Raw genomic sequence first — 18,799 nt, forward strand, 5'->3', positions numbered from 1 at the left:
CGTCGGAGAGGCAGGACAATCCAGGGATAATCCTGCCCGTATCCAACTACTCTTCGCTGAACAGGTCGCCGCCGTGCATATCGATCATTTCCAGCGCCTTGCCGCCGCCGCGCGCCACACAGGTCAGCGGATCTTCAGCAACCACGACAGGAATGCCCGTCTCTTCCATTAACAGACGGTCAAGGTTACGCAGCAGCGCGCCGCCGCCGGTGAGCACCATACCGCGCTCGGAGATGTCTGACGCCAGCTCCGGCGGACACTGTTCCAGCGCCACCATTACCGCGCTGACGATACCGGTCAACGGTTCCTGTAACGCTTCCAGAATCTCGTTTGAGTTCAGGGTAAAGCCGCGTGGAACGCCTTCCGCCAGGTTACGGCCACGCACTTCGATCTCGCGGACTTCGTCGCCCGGATAAGCGGAACCGATTTCGTGTTTAATACGTTCTGCGGTGGCTTCACCAATCAGAGAGCCGTAGTTACGACGAACGTAATTAATGATGGCTTCGTCGAAGCGGTCACCACCAATACGGACAGAAGAAGAGTAAACCACGCCGTTCAGGGAGATCACGGCAACTTCAGTGGTACCACCACCGATATCCACAACCATTGAACCGGTTGCTTCAGAAACTGGCAGACCTGCGCCGATCGCGGCCGCCATCGGCTCTTCGATCAAAAAGACTTCACGGGCGCCTGCGCCCTGAGCGGATTCACGAATCGCGCGGCGTTCTACCTGCGTCGCGCCGACCGGCACGCATACCAGTACGCGCGGGCTTGGGCGCATAAAGCTGTTGCTGTGCACTTGTTTAATAAAGTGCTGGAGCATTTTTTCGGTCACAAAGAAGTCAGCGATAACGCCGTCTTTCATCGGGCGGATCGCAGCGATATTGCCCGGCGTACGGCCCAGCATCTGCTTCGCATCATGACCGACTGCAGCCACGCTTTTCGGCGAACCGGCACGATCCTGACGAATGGCCACAACGGAAGGCTCATTCAATACGATGCCTTGTCCTTTTACATAAATGAGGGTATTCGCGGTACCCAGGTCAATGGACAGGTCATTGGAAAACATGCCACGAAATTTTTTCAACATACTAAGGGATAATCCTGAAAGCTGGGGCGGAAAACAAAATCCGCTTACTTTACCAACCACACGCAGCAGCGACAAGGCGCAAAAATCATCTGCTACGGTGAAAATTAGTGCAGTTCGTTTCCTTTGTTACAAATCTCGGCCTGAGTCCCTCAGGGCTGAAAAAATCAGCAGCAATCCTCGCCTTCGTTTGCAACCTGTCAAAGGTCATTCACCTGCATATTTGCTGCAACAATCTGGCGAGCAGACAAGCACACCCCCATGAGGCGCAGCGCGCGTTATTCTACGTGAAAACAAATTAAACGGCAGGTTAAACCGAGTATCTTTGCGAATATTTTTTCACGTTTGTGTCAAGTAGTTGGGAGGAGGCAAAAAAATCACCCTGCCCACCAGCCACGCCGCGTTTTGTCAGCGTCTGCCACTCGCCGCGCGAACGGACGCCCGTCGCGTAAACCTGCGTAGGCGTACCCGCGCAGGCCTCTACCAGACTTTGAACCAGAAGCTGGTTTTCCGTTCGCTTCTCAATGTTTCTGACCAGACTCGGATGCAGCTTGAGTAATTCCACATTGAGCGCTTTAATCCAGCTCGTGCTAACCAGCGTCAAACCCGCCTGTGTCACCGCCACCCGAACGCCAAGCGCATTGACTAAGCGAAGGATGGGTTGTAACCGGCTGATGTGTTGACAAACATCTGCCTCCGCAAGTTCAATAATTATGCGATTTCGCTGTGATTTTTCACACTGCATTAACGTATCGCGCAACCAGCGCTGAAAACGCGGACGAATCAGCGACTCAACCGTCAACTGCATTGCCAGATTTTCATCCGGCCAGTAGCCCAGCAACGTAATCAGGCGGCTAATTTGTAATCTGTCATACTCTTCCGATAAACCAAATTGCAACACCATCGGCATATACTCCGCCGAGCTCACCTCTTCTTTACCGTCATAGATGCGACACATCAATTCCCGATGATGTACGCGACCTTCTCGCGTGACCGCTGGTTTTTGATAAAGTCGCGGTCCGCCCCGGTTCAGCATCTGCTCAATCAATGTGCGCCAGCGCACATTGCCGCGCCCTTTTTCCGGCAGAGTGTCGTCGTAGATAGCCCAGCTATTTCCCCCCTGCAGGGCGGCATTCCGCGCCGCGGCTTCAGCATGTTCCATCACCTGCTCGGTGGACTGTCCGCTGCGCCAGGCGCAAATGCCGATATGTACCATATCGTCACGATCGAGCATTTTGTTAGCCGGTAGCGCATCGACAGCTTTTAAAAGTTGTCCGGCAATACTTTCCGCTTCTTTCAGCGTTCGATGCGGTAGCAGCACGGCAAAGTCGCTGCGGTGATAACGCGCCAGCAGCGAGCCTGGGTAACGCATAATAAATGTCGATAGCAGATTGATAAGCATAAACATCTGCTCTTCCGCCTGATTGCCTCCCAGGCTGTCGCGCAGAAGATTGAAGTCTGGCAAGCGGATCATCATCACCACGCCATGCACTCCCACTTTTTCCTGATCTTCCAGCAGCGTCGCCAGCTGGTTATCAAAGAACAGACGGTTACCGAGTCCGGTTTTGGTGTCCTGCGCGGCGTAGGAGCGAATGAGGGTGTCCAGGCGGCTACGCTGTTCGTGAGCAAACTGAATTTCGGAAAGCAATACATCAAGCGCGCTACTGGTGCGCGCTGGCCATTCGTAAACAGAACCGCGGACATTCGCCCCGCGTTCGCCGTTCAGAATGCGCGTTGAGCGAATTTCCAGAAGCTCTTGCCCGGAAAGCTGCCGCTGCAGCCAGCGCACCGATAAAAACAAAATCAGAACGATAAAACCGATCGCCAGCGTCAGCGGCGCCGTGGTGATCAGTGAGTGAAAATAGTTACCCATCGGGTCCTGGTAAACCAGACGTAGCGACATTCCTGGATGTTTTATCAGCGGTACGACCAGCTCGCGATACATGTCGCTGGTGCCGGCTGGCCGATAACCTCTGGCGCGAGAATGGCTGTAGACGCTGCGCTCCCCCTGCAACAGATCGACACGCACAATATCGGAAGCAATCATGAGCTCGTCGATTTGCGGCGTCAGCGAGACAATATCATGGGTCACCAGGTGCGTATCAATGGCTGTCGCCGTCGCCTGCACACGGCTGACATACTTATACTGTACGGCGTTATAAAAGCTTAGCGAGCAACCTATCAGAGTCACGAAGATCGTTAACCCCGTGAGCAGCGTGATAAAAGCTGAGAATTTCGTCGTTAATCGCATCCTTGAGTTAACTCCGACGGTTATAAACAGTATGAAAAAGCGAATCTGAAGGCGGAATTCGCCACGGCGCGCAATGAAGCAGGCATACTACCAAAATGGATCTATCTGGCAATTTATTGCGTTGCATCGGCATCACGTTTTAATTAGCGAGTATAGTCTTCGTAGCTATTTTTCCAATCTACCATGTAAAGTGAGGACAGGTTATGCAGGCGTTGATCTTAGAACAGCAGGACGGTAAAACCCTCGCATCCGTGCAACATCTCGAAGAGAGTCAACTGCCGGCAGGTGATGTGACGGTGGATGTCCACTGGTCCAGCCTGAATTATAAAGATGCTCTGGCTATCACCGGAAAAGGGAAAATTATCCGTCATTTTCCGATGATTCCTGGTATTGATTTCGCCGGCACCGTTCACGCAAGCGAAGATCCTCGCTTTCATGCAGGCCAGGAAGTACTACTGACTGGTTGGGGCGTGGGCGAAAACCACTGGGGCGGCCTGGCCGAACGCGCACGCGTTAAAGGCGACTGGCTGGTCGCGCTGCCTGCGGGACTGAGCAGCCGTAACGCCATGATCATCGGCACCGCCGGTTTTACCGCCATGCTGTGCGTCATGGCGCTTGAAGATGCAGGTATTCGCCCGCAAGACGGTGAGGTTGTCGTCACCGGCGCCAGCGGCGGCGTGGGCAGCACTGCCGTTGCATTACTGCATAAGCTGGGCTATCAGGTTGCAGCAGTATCAGGACGTGAAAGCACCCACGGCTATCTTAAGAGCCTGGGAGCTAACCGTATTCTCAGCCGCGATGAGTTTGCTGAATCTCGCCCGTTGGAAAAACAGCTGTGGGCCGGTGCAATTGATACCGTTGGCGATAAAGTGCTGGCGAAAGTCCTGGCACAGATGAACTATGGCGGTTGCGTGGCCGCCTGCGGCCTGGCGGGCGGCTTCGCGCTGCCGACCACCGTTATGCCATTCATTCTGCGTAATGTGCGTTTGCAAGGGGTGGACTCGGTGATGACCCCACCGGCACGTCGCGCAGAAGCCTGGGCGCGTTTGGTTAAGGATCTGCCGGAATCGTTCTATGCTCAGGCCGCCACAGAGATTACGCTGGCGGATGCGCCGAAGTTCGCCGATGCCATCATCAATAATCAGGTTCAGGGCCGTACGCTGGTGAAGATAAAATAACGTCACGTATAAAAAAATTTACACTTAATTAACTATTTATTTTTACACATTGACACACTCCCTGTCATATTCACTACACGCCATGTTGTGGTGGGTAGACCGGGAGTCTGTGATGAAAAAGATACGTCCATTAACAGAAGCCGATGTGACTGCGGAATCGGCTTTTTTTATGCAGCGCCGACAGGTGCTAAAAGCATTAGGCATCAGCGCGGCCGCCTTATCCTTACCCTCAACGGCGCAGGCCGATCTCTTCAGTTGGTTTAAAGGCAACGATCGTCCGAAAGCGCCTGCCGGTAAACCGCTTGAGTTTAGTCAGCCTGCCGCCTGGCGAAGCGATTTAGCGTTAACGCCGGAAGATAAGGTGACGGGCTACAACAATTTCTATGAGTTTGGCCTTGATAAAGCCGACCCGGCGGCCAATGCCGGAAGTCTGAAAACCGAACCGTGGACGTTGAAAATCAGCGGGGAAGTCGCGAAGCCATTTACGCTGGATTACGACGATTTAACACATCGTTTCCCATTAGAAGAGCGTATCTATCGAATGCGCTGCGTCGAAGCGTGGTCCATGGTCGTACCGTGGATTGGTTTCCCTTTATATAAGCTACTCGCGCAGGCACAGCCCACCAGCCACGCTAAATATGTGGCATTCGAAACGCTATACGCGCCGGATGATATGCCAGGACAGAAAGATCGCTTTATTGGCGGCGGACTGAAATACCCTTATGTCGAAGGGCTACGTCTGGACGAAGCCATGCATCCGCTGACTCTGATGACCGTTGGCGTCTATGGTAAGGCGTTACCCCCGCAAAACGGCGCGCCTATTCGACTCATCGTTCCATGGAAGTATGGTTTTAAAGGTATTAAATCTATTGTCAGCATTAAACTCACCCGCGAACGTCCGCCAACCACCTGGAATTTGTCGGCTCCCAACGAATATGGTTTTTATGCCAATGTGAACCCGCATGTGGATCATCCACGCTGGTCTCAGGCTACCGAACGCTTTATTGGTTCAGGCGGTATCCTCGATGTACAAAGACAGCCGACGCTGCTGTTTAACGGCTACGCCAATGAAGTCGCTTCGCTGTATCGCGGTCTCAATTTGCGGGAGAATTTTTAAGTGCGTCTGACAGCAAAACAGATAACCTGGCTAAAAGTTTGTCTGCATCTTGCCGGTTTTTTGCCGCTTCTGTGGCTCTTTTGGGCGATAAATCACGGTGGACTCAGCGCAGACCCGGTAAAGGATATCCAACACTTTACCGGCAGAACCGCGCTCAAATTTTTGCTCGCCACCTTGCTGGTTTCACCGCTGGCGCGCTACGCTAAACAGCCATTATTGATACGCACACGCCGCCTGTTAGGATTATGGTGTTTCGTTTGGGCTACGCTGCATTTAACCAGCTATGCCTTACTGGAACTGGGGATACATAACCTGGCGTTGTTAGGAAGCGAGTTGATTTCACGCCCTTATTTGACGCTTGGGATCATTAGCTGGCTGGTGTTATTGGCGCTGACGTTGACCTCAACGCAATTTGCGCAGCGTAAATTGGGCAAACGCTGGCAAACACTGCATAACGTCGTCTATCTTGTCGCGATCCTGGCTCCCATACATTACCTGTGGTCGGTAAAGATTTTATCACCGCAACCGGTCATCTACGCGGCATTAGCGTTAGCCCTTTTAGCGTTGCGTTACCGGAAGTTTCGCCAGTGGTGGCGCTAGTTTGGTGAACTGTGCGGTCGATTGCAAAACGCAAAACAGGTAATGTCCTTTTTATGTTTCGGGTTGATTATCTTCCCTGATAAGACCAGTATTTAGCTGCCAATTGCGACGAAATAGTTATAATGTGCGACTTTACATTCCCCAACGGCGATTTTCGTTCGCAGAAAGGGTGACAATCGAGCAATGAAGGTATATTTTGTTTTTTGCCCGAAAATGGCAGAAGATAGCCACACAATGACTGGCAAATCATGAATTTCACCTTCGGGTGCTACGGCATAACAGGCAAATCAAAGATGCGCGGTATTTTACCCGCGGCAGTCATTCACATGCTTTACAGACGGCGCTAAAACGCCTGTCACAATCACACTAAACAAAGAGTACGGAACCCACTCATGGATATTCGTAAGATTAAAAAACTGATCGAGCTGGTTGAAGAATCAGGTATCTCCGAACTGGAAATTTCTGAAGGCGAAGAATCTGTTCGCATCAGCCGCACAACGGCAAACGCCGGTTTTCCGGTGATGCAGCAGGCTTATGCGGCGCCGATGATGCAACAACCCGCTCTGTCTAACGCTGTCGCGCCAGCGGCTACTCCAGCAATGGAAGCGCCTGCCGCAGCGGAAATCAGTGGTCACATCGTACGCTCCCCAATGGTTGGTACTTTCTACCGCACCCCAAGCCCGGACGCGAAAGCGTTCATCGAAGTGGGCCAGAAAGTGAACGTGGGCGATACCCTGTGCATCGTTGAAGCCATGAAAATGATGAACCAGATCGAAGCTGACAAAGCAGGTACTGTGAAAGCGATTCTGGTCGAAAGTGGTCAACCGGTAGAATTTGACGAGCCACTGGTCGTCATCGAGTAACGAGGCGAACATGTTGGATAAAATTGTCATCGCCAACCGCGGCGAGATCGCACTACGTATTCTTCGAGCCTGTAAAGAACTCGGCATCAAGACCGTCGCTGTGCACTCAAGCGCGGATCGCGATTTAAAACACGTATTGCTGGCGGATGAGACGGTCTGTATTGGCCCGGCACCGTCCGTAAAAAGTTATCTGAACATCCCGGCTATCATTAGCGCCGCTGAAATCACCGGCGCGGTGGCAATCCACCCGGGTTACGGCTTCCTTTCTGAGAACGCCAATTTTGCCGAGCAGGTTGAACGCTCCGGCTTTATCTTTATCGGCCCGAAAGCGGACACCATCCGCCTGATGGGCGATAAAGTGTCCGCGATTACCGCGATGAAAAAAGCGGGCGTGCCGACCGTACCAGGATCTGACGGCCCGCTGGGCGACGATATGAATGCGAACCGCGCTCATGCCAAACGTATTGGCTATCCGGTGATCATCAAAGCGTCCGGCGGCGGCGGCGGCCGCGGTATGCGCGTGGTTCGTAGCGATGCTGAACTGGCGCAGTCCATCTCCATGACCAAAGCGGAAGCGAAAGCGGCTTTCAGCAACGACATGGTATACATGGAAAAATACCTGGAAAATCCACGCCACATCGAAATTCAGGTGCTGGCGGACGGCCAGGGCAACGCTATCTATCTGGCGGAACGCGACTGTTCCATGCAGCGTCGCCACCAGAAAGTGGTTGAAGAGGCCCCGGCGCCAGGCATTACGCCGGAACTGCGTCGCTATATCGGCGAACGCTGCGCGAAAGCGTGCGTAGACATCGGCTATCGCGGCGCAGGAACGTTCGAATTCCTGTTCGAAAACGGCGAATTCTATTTCATCGAAATGAACACCCGTATTCAGGTTGAACACCCGGTGACTGAAATGATTACCGGCGTCGATTTGATCAAAGAGCAGTTGCGCATCGCGGCGGGTCAGCCGCTGTCGATCACACAGGACGAAGTTGTCGTTCGAGGCCATGCGGTAGAATGCCGTATCAATGCCGAAGATCCGAACACCTTCCTGCCAAGCCCAGGCAAAATCACGCGCTTCCATGCGCCTGGCGGCTTTGGCGTTCGCTGGGAATCTCATATCTACGCGGGCTACACGGTGCCGCCGTACTATGATTCCATGATCGGCAAGCTCATCTGCTACGGTGAAAACCGCGACGTGGCGATTGCCCGTATGAAAAATGCCCTGCAGGAACTGATTATCGATGGTATCAAAACCAATATCGATCTGCAGACCCGCATCATGAATGACGAGCACTTCCAGCACGGTGGAACCAACATCCACTATCTGGAGAAAAAACTCGGTCTTCAGGAAAAGTAATCGCACGTTAGTCTCAAAAGGCCGGTGAATCCGGCCTTTTTTATTTCTGGGGATAGCGATGCCCCATCATGTACAATTCCCGCTTTCTTCACCCATAAGGGACAAAAAATGGACGCTCGTTTTGTTCAGGCCCATAAAGAGGCGCGCTGGGCGCTGTGGCTGACCCTTTGCTATCTGGCGGCATGGTTAGTGGCTGCTTACTTACCTGGAGACTCGCCGGGAATTACCGGTCTGCCGCACTGGTTCGAGATGGCCTGCTTATTGACGCCGCTGGTCTTTATTTTGCTGTGCTGGGCGATGGTGAAATTCATTTATCGCGATATTTCGCTGGAGGATGACGATGCAGCTTGAGGTCATTCTACCGCTGGTAGCCTATCTGGTCGTGGTCTTCGGGGTCTCGATTTACGCTATGCGCAAGCGTACCGCCGGCACCTTTTTAAACGAATATTTTCTTGGCAGCCGTTCGATGGGCGGGATCGTGCTCGCGATGACGCTTACCGCCACCTATATTAGCGCCAGTTCATTTATCGGCGGTCCCGGCGCGGCTTATAAATACGGTCTGGGCTGGGTCTTGCTGGCGATGATCCAGCTTCCCGCCGTCTGGCTTTCACTGGGTATTCTGGGTAAAAAATTCGCTATCCTGGCGCGTCGCTATAATGCCGTCACGCTTAACGATATGCTATTCGCGCGTTACCAAAGCCGCCTGCTGGTGTGGTTGGCAAGCCTGAGTTTATTGGTCGCGTTTATTGGCGCAATGACCGTACAATTTATCGGCGGCGCGCGACTGCTGGAAACCGCGGCGGGAATTCCCTACGAAACCGGCCTGCTAATATTTGGCGTCAGTATCGCACTCTATACGGCGTTTGGCGGCTTTCGCGCCAGCGTACTTAACGATACGCTACAGGGCCTGGTGATGCTGGTCGGCACGATAGTGCTGCTGGTGGGCGTGGTGCATGCGGCGGGCGGTCTAAGTCAGGCCGTTGACACGCTGGACGCTCTCGACCCCAAACTGGTAACGCCGCAGGGCGCCGATGACATACTTTCTCCCGCCTTTATGACCTCTTTTTGGGTACTGGTCTGTTTTGGCGTGATTGGCCTGCCGCATACGGCGGTGCGCTGCATCTCCTATAAAGACAGTAAAGCGGTACACCGGGGCATTATTATCGGTACGATTGTCGTGGCGATTTTAATGTTCGGGATGCACCTTGCCGGCGCGCTGGGTCGCGCGGTGCTTCCGGATCTGACGGTGCCGGATCTGGTGATCCCAACGCTAATGGTGAAAGTTTTGCCGCCGTTTGCCGCCGGGATCTTCCTCGCTGCGCCAATGGCGGCGATCATGTCAACAATTAACGCCCAACTGCTGCAAAGTTCCGCGACGATCATTAAAGATCTCTATCTCAACCTGCGCCCCGATCAGATGCAAAATGAGATCCGGCTGAAGCGTATGTCGGCAGCGATTACATTACTGCTAGGCGCGCTGTTGCTGCTGGCAGCATGGAAACCGCCAGAGATGATCATTTGGCTCAACCTGCTGGCGTTTGGCGGCCTGGAAGCGGTGTTCTTATGGCCGCTGGTACTGGGCCTTTACTGGGAGCGGGCAAACGCGGCAGGCGCATTAAGCGCCATGATCGTGGGCGGCGTGCTATATGCCCTGCTTGCCACATTTAATATTCAGTACCAGGGCTTTCATCCGATTGTGCCCGCGTTACTGTTAAGTTTATTGGCTTTTCTGATCGGAAACCGATTCGGCTCTTCCGCTTCGCAAGCCACCGTATTGTCTACTGATAAATAAAGAGTTTTGCCATGCCATGGATCCAATTGAAACTGAATACCACCGGCGCGAATGCTGAAGAGCTGAGTGATGCGCTGATGGAAGCGGGCGCCGTTTCCATTACCTTTCAGGATACGCACGATACGCCGGTTTTTGAGCCATTGCCGGGCGAAACCCGTCTGTGGGGCGATACCGATGTGATCGGTCTGTTCGACGCCGAAACCGACATGAAAGACGTTGTCGCTATTCTGGAGCAACATCCGCTGCTGGGTGCCGGATTTGCCCATAAAATCGAACAACTGGAAGATAAAGACTGGGAACGCGAATGGATGGATAATTTCCATCCGATGCGTTTTGGCGAGCGTCTGTGGATTTGTCCCAGCTGGCGCGACATTCCGGACGAGAATGCCGTCAACGTGATGCTCGACCCGGGACTGGCGTTCGGTACGGGTACGCACCCCACCACCTCTTTATGTCTGCAATGGCTGGACGGGCTCGATCTCAACGGCAAAACCGTGATCGACTTTGGCTGCGGTTCAGGCATTCTGGCGATTGCCGCGCTGAAGCTGGGAGCGGCAAAGGCGATTGGTATTGATATCGATCCGCAAGCTATTCAGGCCAGTCGCGATAATGCCGAACGCAACGGCGTGTCTGACCGGCTGGAGCTGTACCTGCCGAAAGACCAGCCAGAAGCCATGAAAGCCGACGTGGTCGTCGCTAACATCTTGGCAGGCCCATTACGCGAACTGGCCCCGTTAATCAGCGTACTGCCCGTTGAGGGCGGTCTGCTGGGGCTTTCAGGTATTCTCGCCAGCCAGGCGGAAAGCGTCTGCGATGCTTACGCCGAGCTTTTCACTCTCGACCCGGTCGTCGAAAAAGAAGAATGGTGCCGCATTACTGGCCGTAAGAAATAATTCTTGTCAGCGTGGTCGCCCGGCCACGCTTTTCTCCACACAACTGCCTTAACGCCTTTCAGGCACCGAGACATCATTAAATTCATCAAATGAATGCCTGAAATAACTTCTTTGTCACTATCCGTCTGGATAAACAGCTGCTATCAGCGGACAAAAGATACTGGCGTTTTAACGGGTGGCAGCCATCGTCCTCGTGCTTAGTAAATGCTGTCTGGGTTGTTCTGCAGCATCCGCTAACCCTCTCTTCAGCGCAGCTGGAAAAATTTATCCGTGCCATTCATGAACACAAAAGCGCGTCTGTGCGCCCCCTTCCGACTGGCAATGAAGAAAAGTCACGCGCAGCGGGAAGTGATCTTGTCCTGAAACGAGACGGCGATCCCATTCATTTGGGGTAATTAGCTTATAAAAAAAGCAGATTATTCCGTTTATCTTGTTTCTGGTCGAAGAAATAGAGAGAAGTTACGGGAATTTGTAAGCGCGTACAAAACCGCCGACAATAAATAACTCTATGATTTTACTGAATTATAAATTTATTTTGCTGTTTTTAAGCACGATTCATTGATCTACAACAGTGGATTGTTCAAAGTTTGGCCTTTCATCTCGTGCAAAAAATGCGTAATATACGCCGCCTTGCAGTCACAGTATGGTCATTTCTTAACTCATGCGCATCGGACAATATCAGCTCAGAAATCGCCTGATCGCAGCGCCCATGGCTGGCATTACTGACAGACCTTTCCGGACGCTGTGCTATGAGATGGGAGCAGGATTGACAGTATCCGAGATGATGTCTTCTAACCCGCAAGTGTGGGAAAGCGATAAATCTCGTTTACGGATGGTGCACGTTGATGAGCCAGGAATTCGCACGGTGCAAATTGCCGGTAGCGACCCTGTTGAGATGGCCGATGCCGCACGTATTAACGTGGAAAGCGGCGCCCAGATTATTGATATCAATATGGGGTGCCCGGCGAAGAAAGTGAATCGTAAGCTGGCAGGTTCAGCCCTCTTGCAGTACCCGGATTTAGTGAAGTCTATACTCATCGGGGTCGTAAACGCAGTGGACGTTCCTGTGACTCTCAAGATTCGCACCGGCTGGGCGCCGGAACACCGTAACTGCGTAGAGATTGCCCAACTGGCTGAAGATTGTGGTATTCAGGCTCTGACCATCCATGGCCGCACCCGCGCCTGTTTGTTCAACGGAGAAGCTGAATACGACAGTATTCGGGCAGTTAAGCAGAAAGTTTCCATTCCGATTATCGCGAATGGCGACATTACTAACCCGCATAAAGCCAGAGCTGTTCTCGACTATACAGGGGCGGATGCCCTGATGATAGGCCGCGCAGCTCAGGGAAGACCCTGGATCTTTCGGGAAATCCAGCATTATCTGGACACTGGGGAGCTGCTTCCGCCGCTGCCGCTGGCAGAGGTAAAGCGCTTGCTTTGCACGCATGTTCGGGAACTGCATGACTTTTACGGTCAGGCAAAAGGGTACCGAATCGCGCGTAAACACGTCTCCTGGTATCTCCAGGAGCACGCTCCAGACGACCAGTTTCGGCGCACATTCAACGCTATTGAGGACGCCAGCGAACAGCTGGAGGCGTTGGAGGCATACTTCGAAAATTTTGCGTAAACAGAAATAAAGAGCTGACAGAACTATGTTCGAACAACGCGTAAATTCTGACGTACTGACCGTTTCTACCGTTAACTCTCAGGATCAGGTAACCCAAAAACCCCTGCGTGACTCGGTTAAACAGGCACTGAAGAACTATTTTGCTCAACTGAATGGTCAGGACGTTAATGACCTGTATGAGCTGGTACTGGCTGAAGTAGAACAGCCCCTGTTGGACATGGTGATGCAATACACCCGTGGTAACCAGACCCGTGCTGCTCTGATGATGGGCATCAACCGTGGTACGCTGCGTAAAAAATTAAAAAAATACGGCATGAACTAATTTCGATTAGCTAACTGCTTGTTTAAAAAGGCGCTACTCGGCATGGGGAAGCGCCTTTTTTATACGCATCACATGGAATTTGGTCATGAAAGCGGAATGTGAACCTCAGTACTTTGGCGATGAATCGAAGAAGATTATTCACGGTGACGCGCTAACAGAACTTAAAAAACTGCCTTCTGAAAGCATTGACTTAATTTTTGCCGATCCGCCTTACAATATCGGAAAAGATTTCGACGGTATGGTGGAATCCTGGGACGAAGCGTCTTTTCTGGCCTGGCTGTATGAATGCATTGATGAATGCCACCGCGTACTGAAGAAACACGGCACCATGTACATCATGAATAGCACAGAAAATATGCCGTATATCGATCTCAAATGCCGAACTCTTTTTACCATCAAAAGCCGTATCGTCTGGTCCTATGATAGTTCCGGGGTGCAGGCGAAAAAATACTTTGGTTCTATGTATGAACCGATCCTGATGATGGTAAAAAACCCGAAAAGCTATACCTTTAACCGTGACGCGATTCTGGTCGAAACCACGACGGGCGCTAAGCGCGCGCTAATCGATTATCGAAAAAACCCGCCCCAACCATACAATCAGAAAAAAGTGCCGGGCAACGTCTGGTCATTTCCTCGCGTACGTTATCTGATGGATGAATATGAAAACCATCCTACGCAAAAGCCCAGCGCGCTGTTAAAACGGATCATACTGGCCTCTTCTAACCCGAGCGATACCGTATTGGACCCTTTCGCGGGCAGTTTCACCACAGGCGCTGTCGCAGCGGCGTCAGGTCGTAAGTTTATCGGTATTGAACTCAATAATGAGTACGTAAAAATGGGGCTCAGAAGATTGAGCGTCACTTCGCATTATTCAGAAAATGAACTTGCAAAAGTCAAAAAGAGAAAAACACAAAACCTGTCCAAAAAGCAGCGAAATGTCGGGATAAACGCGCTATCTTCAGAGAAGTAAAAGCATTGTAAGTCCGCTTTTCAGCGTCAAAATTTCATGTATATTCCCAGCACGCATGGGCATGAATACACAGGATTTGACGATGATACGTAAGTATTGGTGGCTGGTTGTTTTTGCCGTCTCCGTTTTTCTTTTTGATGCGCTTTTGATGCAATGGATCGAATTGATGGCGACTGAACAGGATAAGTGCCGAAACATGGACTCGGTTAACCCTCTTAAATTGATCAATTGTACCGATCTGGAGTAGCGAATCGGGCGATTTAACCTATGATTATTTATCGCCCGGATTTCTTTTATCCCTTATAAAAACAGGGAATTAAAACACGTTGAGGATAAAAGAAGGGGTGATACTGTCTCGTCCTGTTCTTTTCCTGCATAACCAATGAGCTAATGATACATGCCGGTTAGTGAGTACAACCACATCCTTGTGGCGGTTTCATTTGCTGTCGCTATTTTTGCGTCCTATACCGCATTAAATATGGCCGGACGCGTAGCCGGAAGCGCCCGATCAAACGCCAGAATATGGCTAATGGGCGGCGGCTTCGCGCTGGGCGTCGGTATTTGGGCGATGCATTTTGTCGGGATGCTGGCGATGGATCACGCGATGAACATGCGCTTCGATCCGTTCCTCACCGGCCTCTCCATGCTGATCGCGATCGGCTCCTCCCTGTTTGCGCTATGGCTGGTTAGCGCTGAAAAACTGCGCCTGCGCCGTTTACTGCCGGGCGCGCTGGTGATGGGACTGGGCATCAGCGCAATGCATTATACCGGGATGGCGGCGCTGCAATTTGCTTCCATTATCGTCTGGAATAGCGCGTGGGTTGCCCTCTCTATCATTATCGCGCTACTGGCGTCCTGCGGCGCGCTGTGGCTCACGTTCCGCCTGCGTCATGAGGGAACAGATGTCGCCCTGAGGCGAGCAGGCGCTGCGGTATTAATGGGGATAGCTATCGCCGGCATGCATTACGCCGGCATGAAGGCCGCACACTTTCCCCAAAACTGGCCGATGGAGCATCGTGGCGTCGATAGCAACTGGCTGGCTGTTCTTGTCAGCGTGGTCGCGCTGACTATCCTGGGCATTACTCTTCTGGTTTCTTTATTTGACGCCCGGCTTCAGGCCCGCACCGCACTACTTGCCTCTTCGCTGGCGCAGGCGAACCAGGAACTGGCGCAGTTGGCGCTGCATGATACGCTCACCCGTTTACCAAACCGGGTACTCCTTGAGGATCGTCTGGAACAGGCCATCAGCAAAGCGAATCGGGAAAGCTCGTCTTTCGCGCTACTGTTTATGGATCTGGATGGCTTTAAAGCCGTTAATGACGCTTATGGTCATGATATCGGCGATAAGCTACTGGTAGCGGTCACGCATCGTCTGAACCAACCGCTGAGCGGGCAGTTTACCCTGGCGCGGATTGGCGGCGACGAATTTGTGCTGCTTGCAGAAGTCAGCGCGCCTGACGAAGCGGCTTCCCTTGCCAGCGCGCTGGTACATTCGATAGATGCGCCCTTTACGATAGATCCGTACGAACTGGTCGTCACCCTTAGCGTGGGAATAGCGCTCTATCCGCTGGACGGAAAAAACGAACGGGAACTGATGTTCAACGCCGATGCCGCGATGTACCACACGAAGCATACAGGGCGTAACGGATACCATTTCTTTCAGCCATCAATGAATATGCTGGCGCAAACCCAACTTCAGCTAATGAATGACCTGTGGCTGGCGCTGGAAAGACAAGAGCTCAGGCTGGTGTATCAGCCTAAATTTCAGGCTCCTGCCGGCCCCATTGTAGGATTTGAGGCCCTGTTGCGCTGGTATCATCCAAAACAAGGCGTACTGAATCCTGACCAGTTTTTACCGCTGGCGGAAAAAACGGGTCTTATCGTCACTATCGGTAGCTGGGTGATAGACGAGGCGTGTCGACAGCTCCGCGAGTGGCACTTACAGGGATACGCCTTATGGTCAGTGGCGGTAAATCTGTCCGCCTTACAATTTGAGCAGCCCGGGCTTGTGGACACCATTACGCGGAGCCTGGCCCGACACAGTATCCGTCCCGATTTATTGATTCTGGAAATCACCGAAACCACGGCGATGAACAAGCCAGAGCAAAGCGTCGCTATACTCACCAGATTAACGGAAATGGGGGTTAAGGCCTCTATTGACGACTTTGGCACCGGTTATTCCAGCCTTCTCTATCTGAAACGTCTTCCGGCGTGCGAACTAAAAATTGATCGCGCTTTCGTACATGAACTCAGCGAGGCAGGCGACGGCGCGACTATTGTTGCGGCTATTGTCGCGCTGGCGAAAGCGTTAAATCTGCAAATTGTGGCAGAAGGGGTAGAAAATGAAACACAGCAACAATTTTTGACCCAGTTAGGATGCCATACGCTTCAGGGGTTCCTGCTTGGCAAGCCGCGTACGGCAGAGGAAATTGCTCGCGATATTCGGGACTCTGCCAATATATTCACAAGGCCAATATATAATATCAACTCAAAATAATCTCAGGCTTCTTCCGCCTGTTGTTCATTTGGCATTAATTGCCTCACACTGCCATCCGGGCTTAGCATTTTTAATACATTATCGACTAATGCAGGCGCCTGCTTATAAAGATCATAACTTGTGGGATTCATTAACCAGTTCTTTACTATTCCGCTAAAACTACCATGCAGAATAATTAATATGACATCCAGATCAAGACTGCCTGAGATCAGTTTTTTATCCATACATCGCTGTAATACTTCAAGCAGCGACTGATGATGGAAACCCATCTTCTCCCGAATGGCCTGTTCCGATATCATACCATTATGGAATTCACATTTATGATATAAAATCTGCATTAATGCCTGCTGACGAGGCACTGCCGCAATATATTGTAAGGCTGCAATAAATTTCTCTCGTAGATCCTGTAAAGGATTATCATTCCAGCATCCCGTAAGCCTATCCTGAATAAGTTCGCGTAAAGGTGGTTGCTGTAACCAAACCTCATTAAACAACTGCGTTTTATTCTCAAAGTGCCAGTAGATGGCGCCCCGCGTGACATCAGCGGCGTCAGCGATATCATTCAACGTCGTGTTGGCAACGCCGCGCAAAGCGAACTGCGCAATAGCGGTTTCAATCAAATGTTGCCGCGTTTTAAGCGCATCCGCCTTCGTTTTCTTCGCCATAATTAAGATATCCTGGACCATAAAAACGATAAATACGCTGATAAAATACTCAGCACAAAAAACAACTTTACCATGTCCTTTTTAGTCAGACGAGAGACAGCCATTTTTATTTCGCACAATATCGCCAAATCAATAATAAAAACAAATAAATTAATAAAACATATTCATATAAAATATATATTTCTAATTATGTTATTCAACATCATGATTTTACTAATCGGGACATTATGAAACGACAGGGAATAGTTCTTTTTTTTTGCTTTTATGTGCCGTGAACCCCATCCCAAAATAAGTATTGCTTACATCACAAGCTAATAATTTGTAGGATACCCCACTGCTATTCTATTTTTCGCGCGTTAACGCCTTACCGTTATCCGGTGAATAACGAGCTTTCGGTTTTTTAAGGAACAGTAATGACGAAACATGCCAGGTTTTCACTCCTGCCCTCATTCATCATATTCTCTGCTGCGCTGCTGGCCGGTTGTAATGACCAGGGAGATACCCAGGCTCATGCCGGCGAGCCGCAAGTCACCGTCCATGTGGTCGAAACAGCGCCGCTAGCCGTAACGACCGAACTTCCCGGACGTACGTCCGCATTTCGCATTGCGGAGGTTCGCCCCCAGGTGAGCGGGATCGTGCTTAAAAGAAACTTCACCGAAGGTAGCGATGTAGAGGCCGGGCAGTCGCTTTATCAGATCGATCCTGCCACTTATCAGGCCGATTATGACAGCGCTAAAGGCGAACTTGCTAAAAGCGAAGCGGCTGCGGCTATCGCGCACCTGACGGTCAAACGCTATGTTCCACTGGTCGGCACAAAATATATCAGCCAACAGGAATATGATCAGGCGATTGCCGACGCCCGCCAGGCCGATGCCGCCGTTGTGGCGGCAAAAGCCGCTGTTGAAAGCGCGCGTATTAACCTTGCGTATACCAAAGTCACCTCACCCATCAGCGGCCGTATAGGAAAATCTAATGTGACTGAAGGCGCGCTGGTGACTAATGGTCAGTCAACTGAACTGGCTACCGTGCAGCAACTCGACCCGATTTATGTCGACGTGACGCAATCAAGCAACGACTTTATGCGACTCAAGCAATCCGTCGAACAAGGTAACCTGCATAAAGACAGCGCCAGTAGCACGGTTCAACTGGTAATGGAAAATGGTCAGGTCTACCCGATTAAAGGCACGCTGCAATTTTCCGACGTTACCGTAGATGAAAGCACCGGCTCTATCACGCTCAGGGCGGTTTTCCCTAACCCGCAACACAGTCTGCTTCCCGGTATGTTTGTTCGCGCACGCATTGATGAAGGCGTCCAGCCCAATGCCATCCTTGTCCCCCAGCAGGGCGTGACCCGCACGCCGCGCGGCGACGCAATGGTGATGGTGGTTAACGATAAAAGCCAGGTCGAAGCCCGCAATGTCGTGGCGGCGCAGGCTATTGGCGATAAATGGCTCATCAGCGAAGGGTTAAAACCGGGCGATAAAGTCATCGTCAGCGGCTTACAAAAAGCGCGACCGGGCGTCCAGGTGAAAGCCACTACCGATGCTCCTGCAGCGAAAACGGCGCAATAAGGTAAC

18 protein-coding genes are annotated in these 18,799 nt (G+C 51.7%); 15 read left to right on the top strand and 3 right to left on the bottom strand.

What is annotated here, in order from left to right; translation table 11 throughout:
- Window positions 1-46 precede the first annotated feature (46 nt).
- Together mreB and csrD are read right to left on the bottom strand one after the other, a co-directional pair.
- Complete coding sequence (gene mreB, locus EOS97_RS07215; protein ID WP_000913396.1) at window positions 47-1,090, bottom strand: rod shape-determining protein MreB; 1,044 nt, start codon at window positions 1,088-1,090, stop codon at window positions 47-49.
- 307 nt (window positions 1,091-1,397) lie between these two features.
- Window positions 1,398-3,338: an RNase E specificity factor CsrD gene (gene csrD, locus EOS97_RS07225; protein WP_001241381.1), complete on the bottom strand. Its 1,941-nt coding sequence runs from the start codon at window positions 3,336-3,338 to the stop codon at window positions 1,398-1,400.
- Between the two features lie 203 nt (window positions 3,339-3,541).
- Between csrD and EOS97_RS07230 the strand changes: the two genes are divergently transcribed.
- The 14 genes from EOS97_RS07230 to EOS97_RS07295 all read left to right on the top strand — a co-directional run bounded on the left by EOS97_RS07230 (window position 3,542) and on the right by EOS97_RS07295 (window position 16,557).
- The gene (locus EOS97_RS07230) at window positions 3,542-4,516 is read left to right on the top strand and encodes an MDR family oxidoreductase (RefSeq protein ID WP_001148246.1); all 975 of its coding nucleotides are present in this window, start codon (window positions 3,542-3,544) and stop codon (window positions 4,514-4,516) included.
- Between the two features lie 112 nt (window positions 4,517-4,628).
- Window positions 4,629-5,633 (top strand): protein-methionine-sulfoxide reductase catalytic subunit MsrP, encoded by a 1,005-nt coding sequence (gene msrP, locus EOS97_RS07235; RefSeq protein WP_000723876.1) that lies wholly within the window; start codon window positions 4,629-4,631, stop codon window positions 5,631-5,633.
- The gene (gene msrQ / locus EOS97_RS07240) at window positions 5,634-6,233 is read left to right on the top strand and encodes a protein-methionine-sulfoxide reductase heme-binding subunit MsrQ (protein ID WP_001240053.1); all 600 of its coding nucleotides are present in this window, start codon (window positions 5,634-5,636) and stop codon (window positions 6,231-6,233) included.
- A 392-nt stretch (window positions 6,234-6,625) separates the two neighbouring features.
- A complete protein-coding gene (gene accB / locus EOS97_RS07245; RefSeq protein WP_000354626.1) occupies window positions 6,626-7,096 on the top strand; it encodes an acetyl-CoA carboxylase biotin carboxyl carrier protein in 471 nt (156 codons plus the stop codon).
- A 10-nt stretch (window positions 7,097-7,106) separates the two neighbouring features.
- Window positions 7,107-8,456, top strand: coding sequence for an acetyl-CoA carboxylase biotin carboxylase subunit (gene accC / locus EOS97_RS07250; protein WP_000884627.1), 1,350 nt, complete (start codon window positions 7,107-7,109; stop codon window positions 8,454-8,456).
- A gap of 108 nt (window positions 8,457-8,564) precedes the next feature.
- The gene (locus EOS97_RS07255; RefSeq protein WP_000340018.1) at window positions 8,565-8,807 is read left to right on the top strand and encodes a YhdT family protein; all 243 of its coding nucleotides are present in this window, start codon (window positions 8,565-8,567) and stop codon (window positions 8,805-8,807) included.
- The gene (gene panF / locus EOS97_RS07260) at window positions 8,797-10,248 is read left to right on the top strand and encodes a sodium/pantothenate symporter (protein ID WP_001175747.1); all 1,452 of its coding nucleotides are present in this window, start codon (window positions 8,797-8,799) and stop codon (window positions 10,246-10,248) included. Before EOS97_RS07255 ends, panF begins: the two co-directional genes overlap by 11 nt.
- 11 nt (window positions 10,249-10,259) lie before the next feature.
- Entirely contained in the window at window positions 10,260-11,141 is an 882-nt protein-coding gene (prmA, locus tag EOS97_RS07265; protein ID WP_001145849.1) for a 50S ribosomal protein L11 methyltransferase, read from the top strand.
- A gap of 137 nt (window positions 11,142-11,278) precedes the next feature.
- Window positions 11,279-11,536 carry a carbonic anhydrase family protein gene (locus tag EOS97_RS07270; RefSeq protein ID WP_223195069.1) on the top strand — a complete coding sequence of 86 codons (258 nt, stop codon included), beginning with the start codon at window positions 11,279-11,281 and terminating at the stop codon, window positions 11,534-11,536.
- Between the two features lie 266 nt (window positions 11,537-11,802).
- Complete coding sequence (gene dusB / locus EOS97_RS07275) at window positions 11,803-12,768, top strand: tRNA dihydrouridine synthase DusB (RefSeq protein WP_001219664.1); 966 nt, start codon at window positions 11,803-11,805, stop codon at window positions 12,766-12,768.
- Between the two features lie 25 nt (window positions 12,769-12,793).
- Entirely contained in the window at window positions 12,794-13,090 is a 297-nt protein-coding gene (gene fis / locus EOS97_RS07280; protein WP_000462905.1) for a DNA-binding transcriptional regulator Fis, read from the top strand.
- Window positions 13,091-13,175: 85 nt separating this feature from the next.
- Entirely contained in the window at window positions 13,176-14,060 is an 885-nt protein-coding gene (yhdJ, locus tag EOS97_RS07285; protein ID WP_000642611.1) for an adenine-specific DNA-methyltransferase, read from the top strand.
- An 82-nt stretch (window positions 14,061-14,142) separates the two neighbouring features.
- The gene (locus EOS97_RS07290) at window positions 14,143-14,307 is read left to right on the top strand and encodes a DUF2556 family protein (protein ID WP_000620015.1); all 165 of its coding nucleotides are present in this window, start codon (window positions 14,143-14,145) and stop codon (window positions 14,305-14,307) included.
- A 150-nt stretch (window positions 14,308-14,457) separates the two neighbouring features.
- Window positions 14,458-16,557: a bifunctional diguanylate cyclase/phosphodiesterase gene (locus tag EOS97_RS07295; RefSeq protein WP_001145336.1), complete on the top strand. Its 2,100-nt coding sequence runs from the start codon at window positions 14,458-14,460 to the stop codon at window positions 16,555-16,557.
- A 2-nt stretch (window positions 16,558-16,559) separates the two neighbouring features.
- Here the strand turns inward: EOS97_RS07295 and envR are convergent, their stop codons facing one another.
- Window positions 16,560-17,222: an acrEF/envCD operon transcriptional regulator gene (envR, locus tag EOS97_RS07300; RefSeq protein ID WP_001085725.1), complete on the bottom strand. Its 663-nt coding sequence runs from the start codon at window positions 17,220-17,222 to the stop codon at window positions 16,560-16,562.
- 413 nt (window positions 17,223-17,635) lie between these two features.
- On the opposite strand from envR, the gene EOS97_RS07305 reads away from it, so the two are divergent.
- Window positions 17,636-18,793 (top strand): efflux RND transporter periplasmic adaptor subunit, encoded by a 1,158-nt coding sequence (locus tag EOS97_RS07305; protein ID WP_000160383.1) that lies wholly within the window; start codon window positions 17,636-17,638, stop codon window positions 18,791-18,793.
- Window positions 18,794-18,799: the final 6 nt, after the last annotated feature.

The organism is Salmonella sp. SSDFZ54 (assembly GCF_004010735.1).
GTDB classification, from domain to species: Bacteria; Pseudomonadota; Gammaproteobacteria; order Enterobacterales; family Enterobacteriaceae; genus Salmonella; species Salmonella enterica.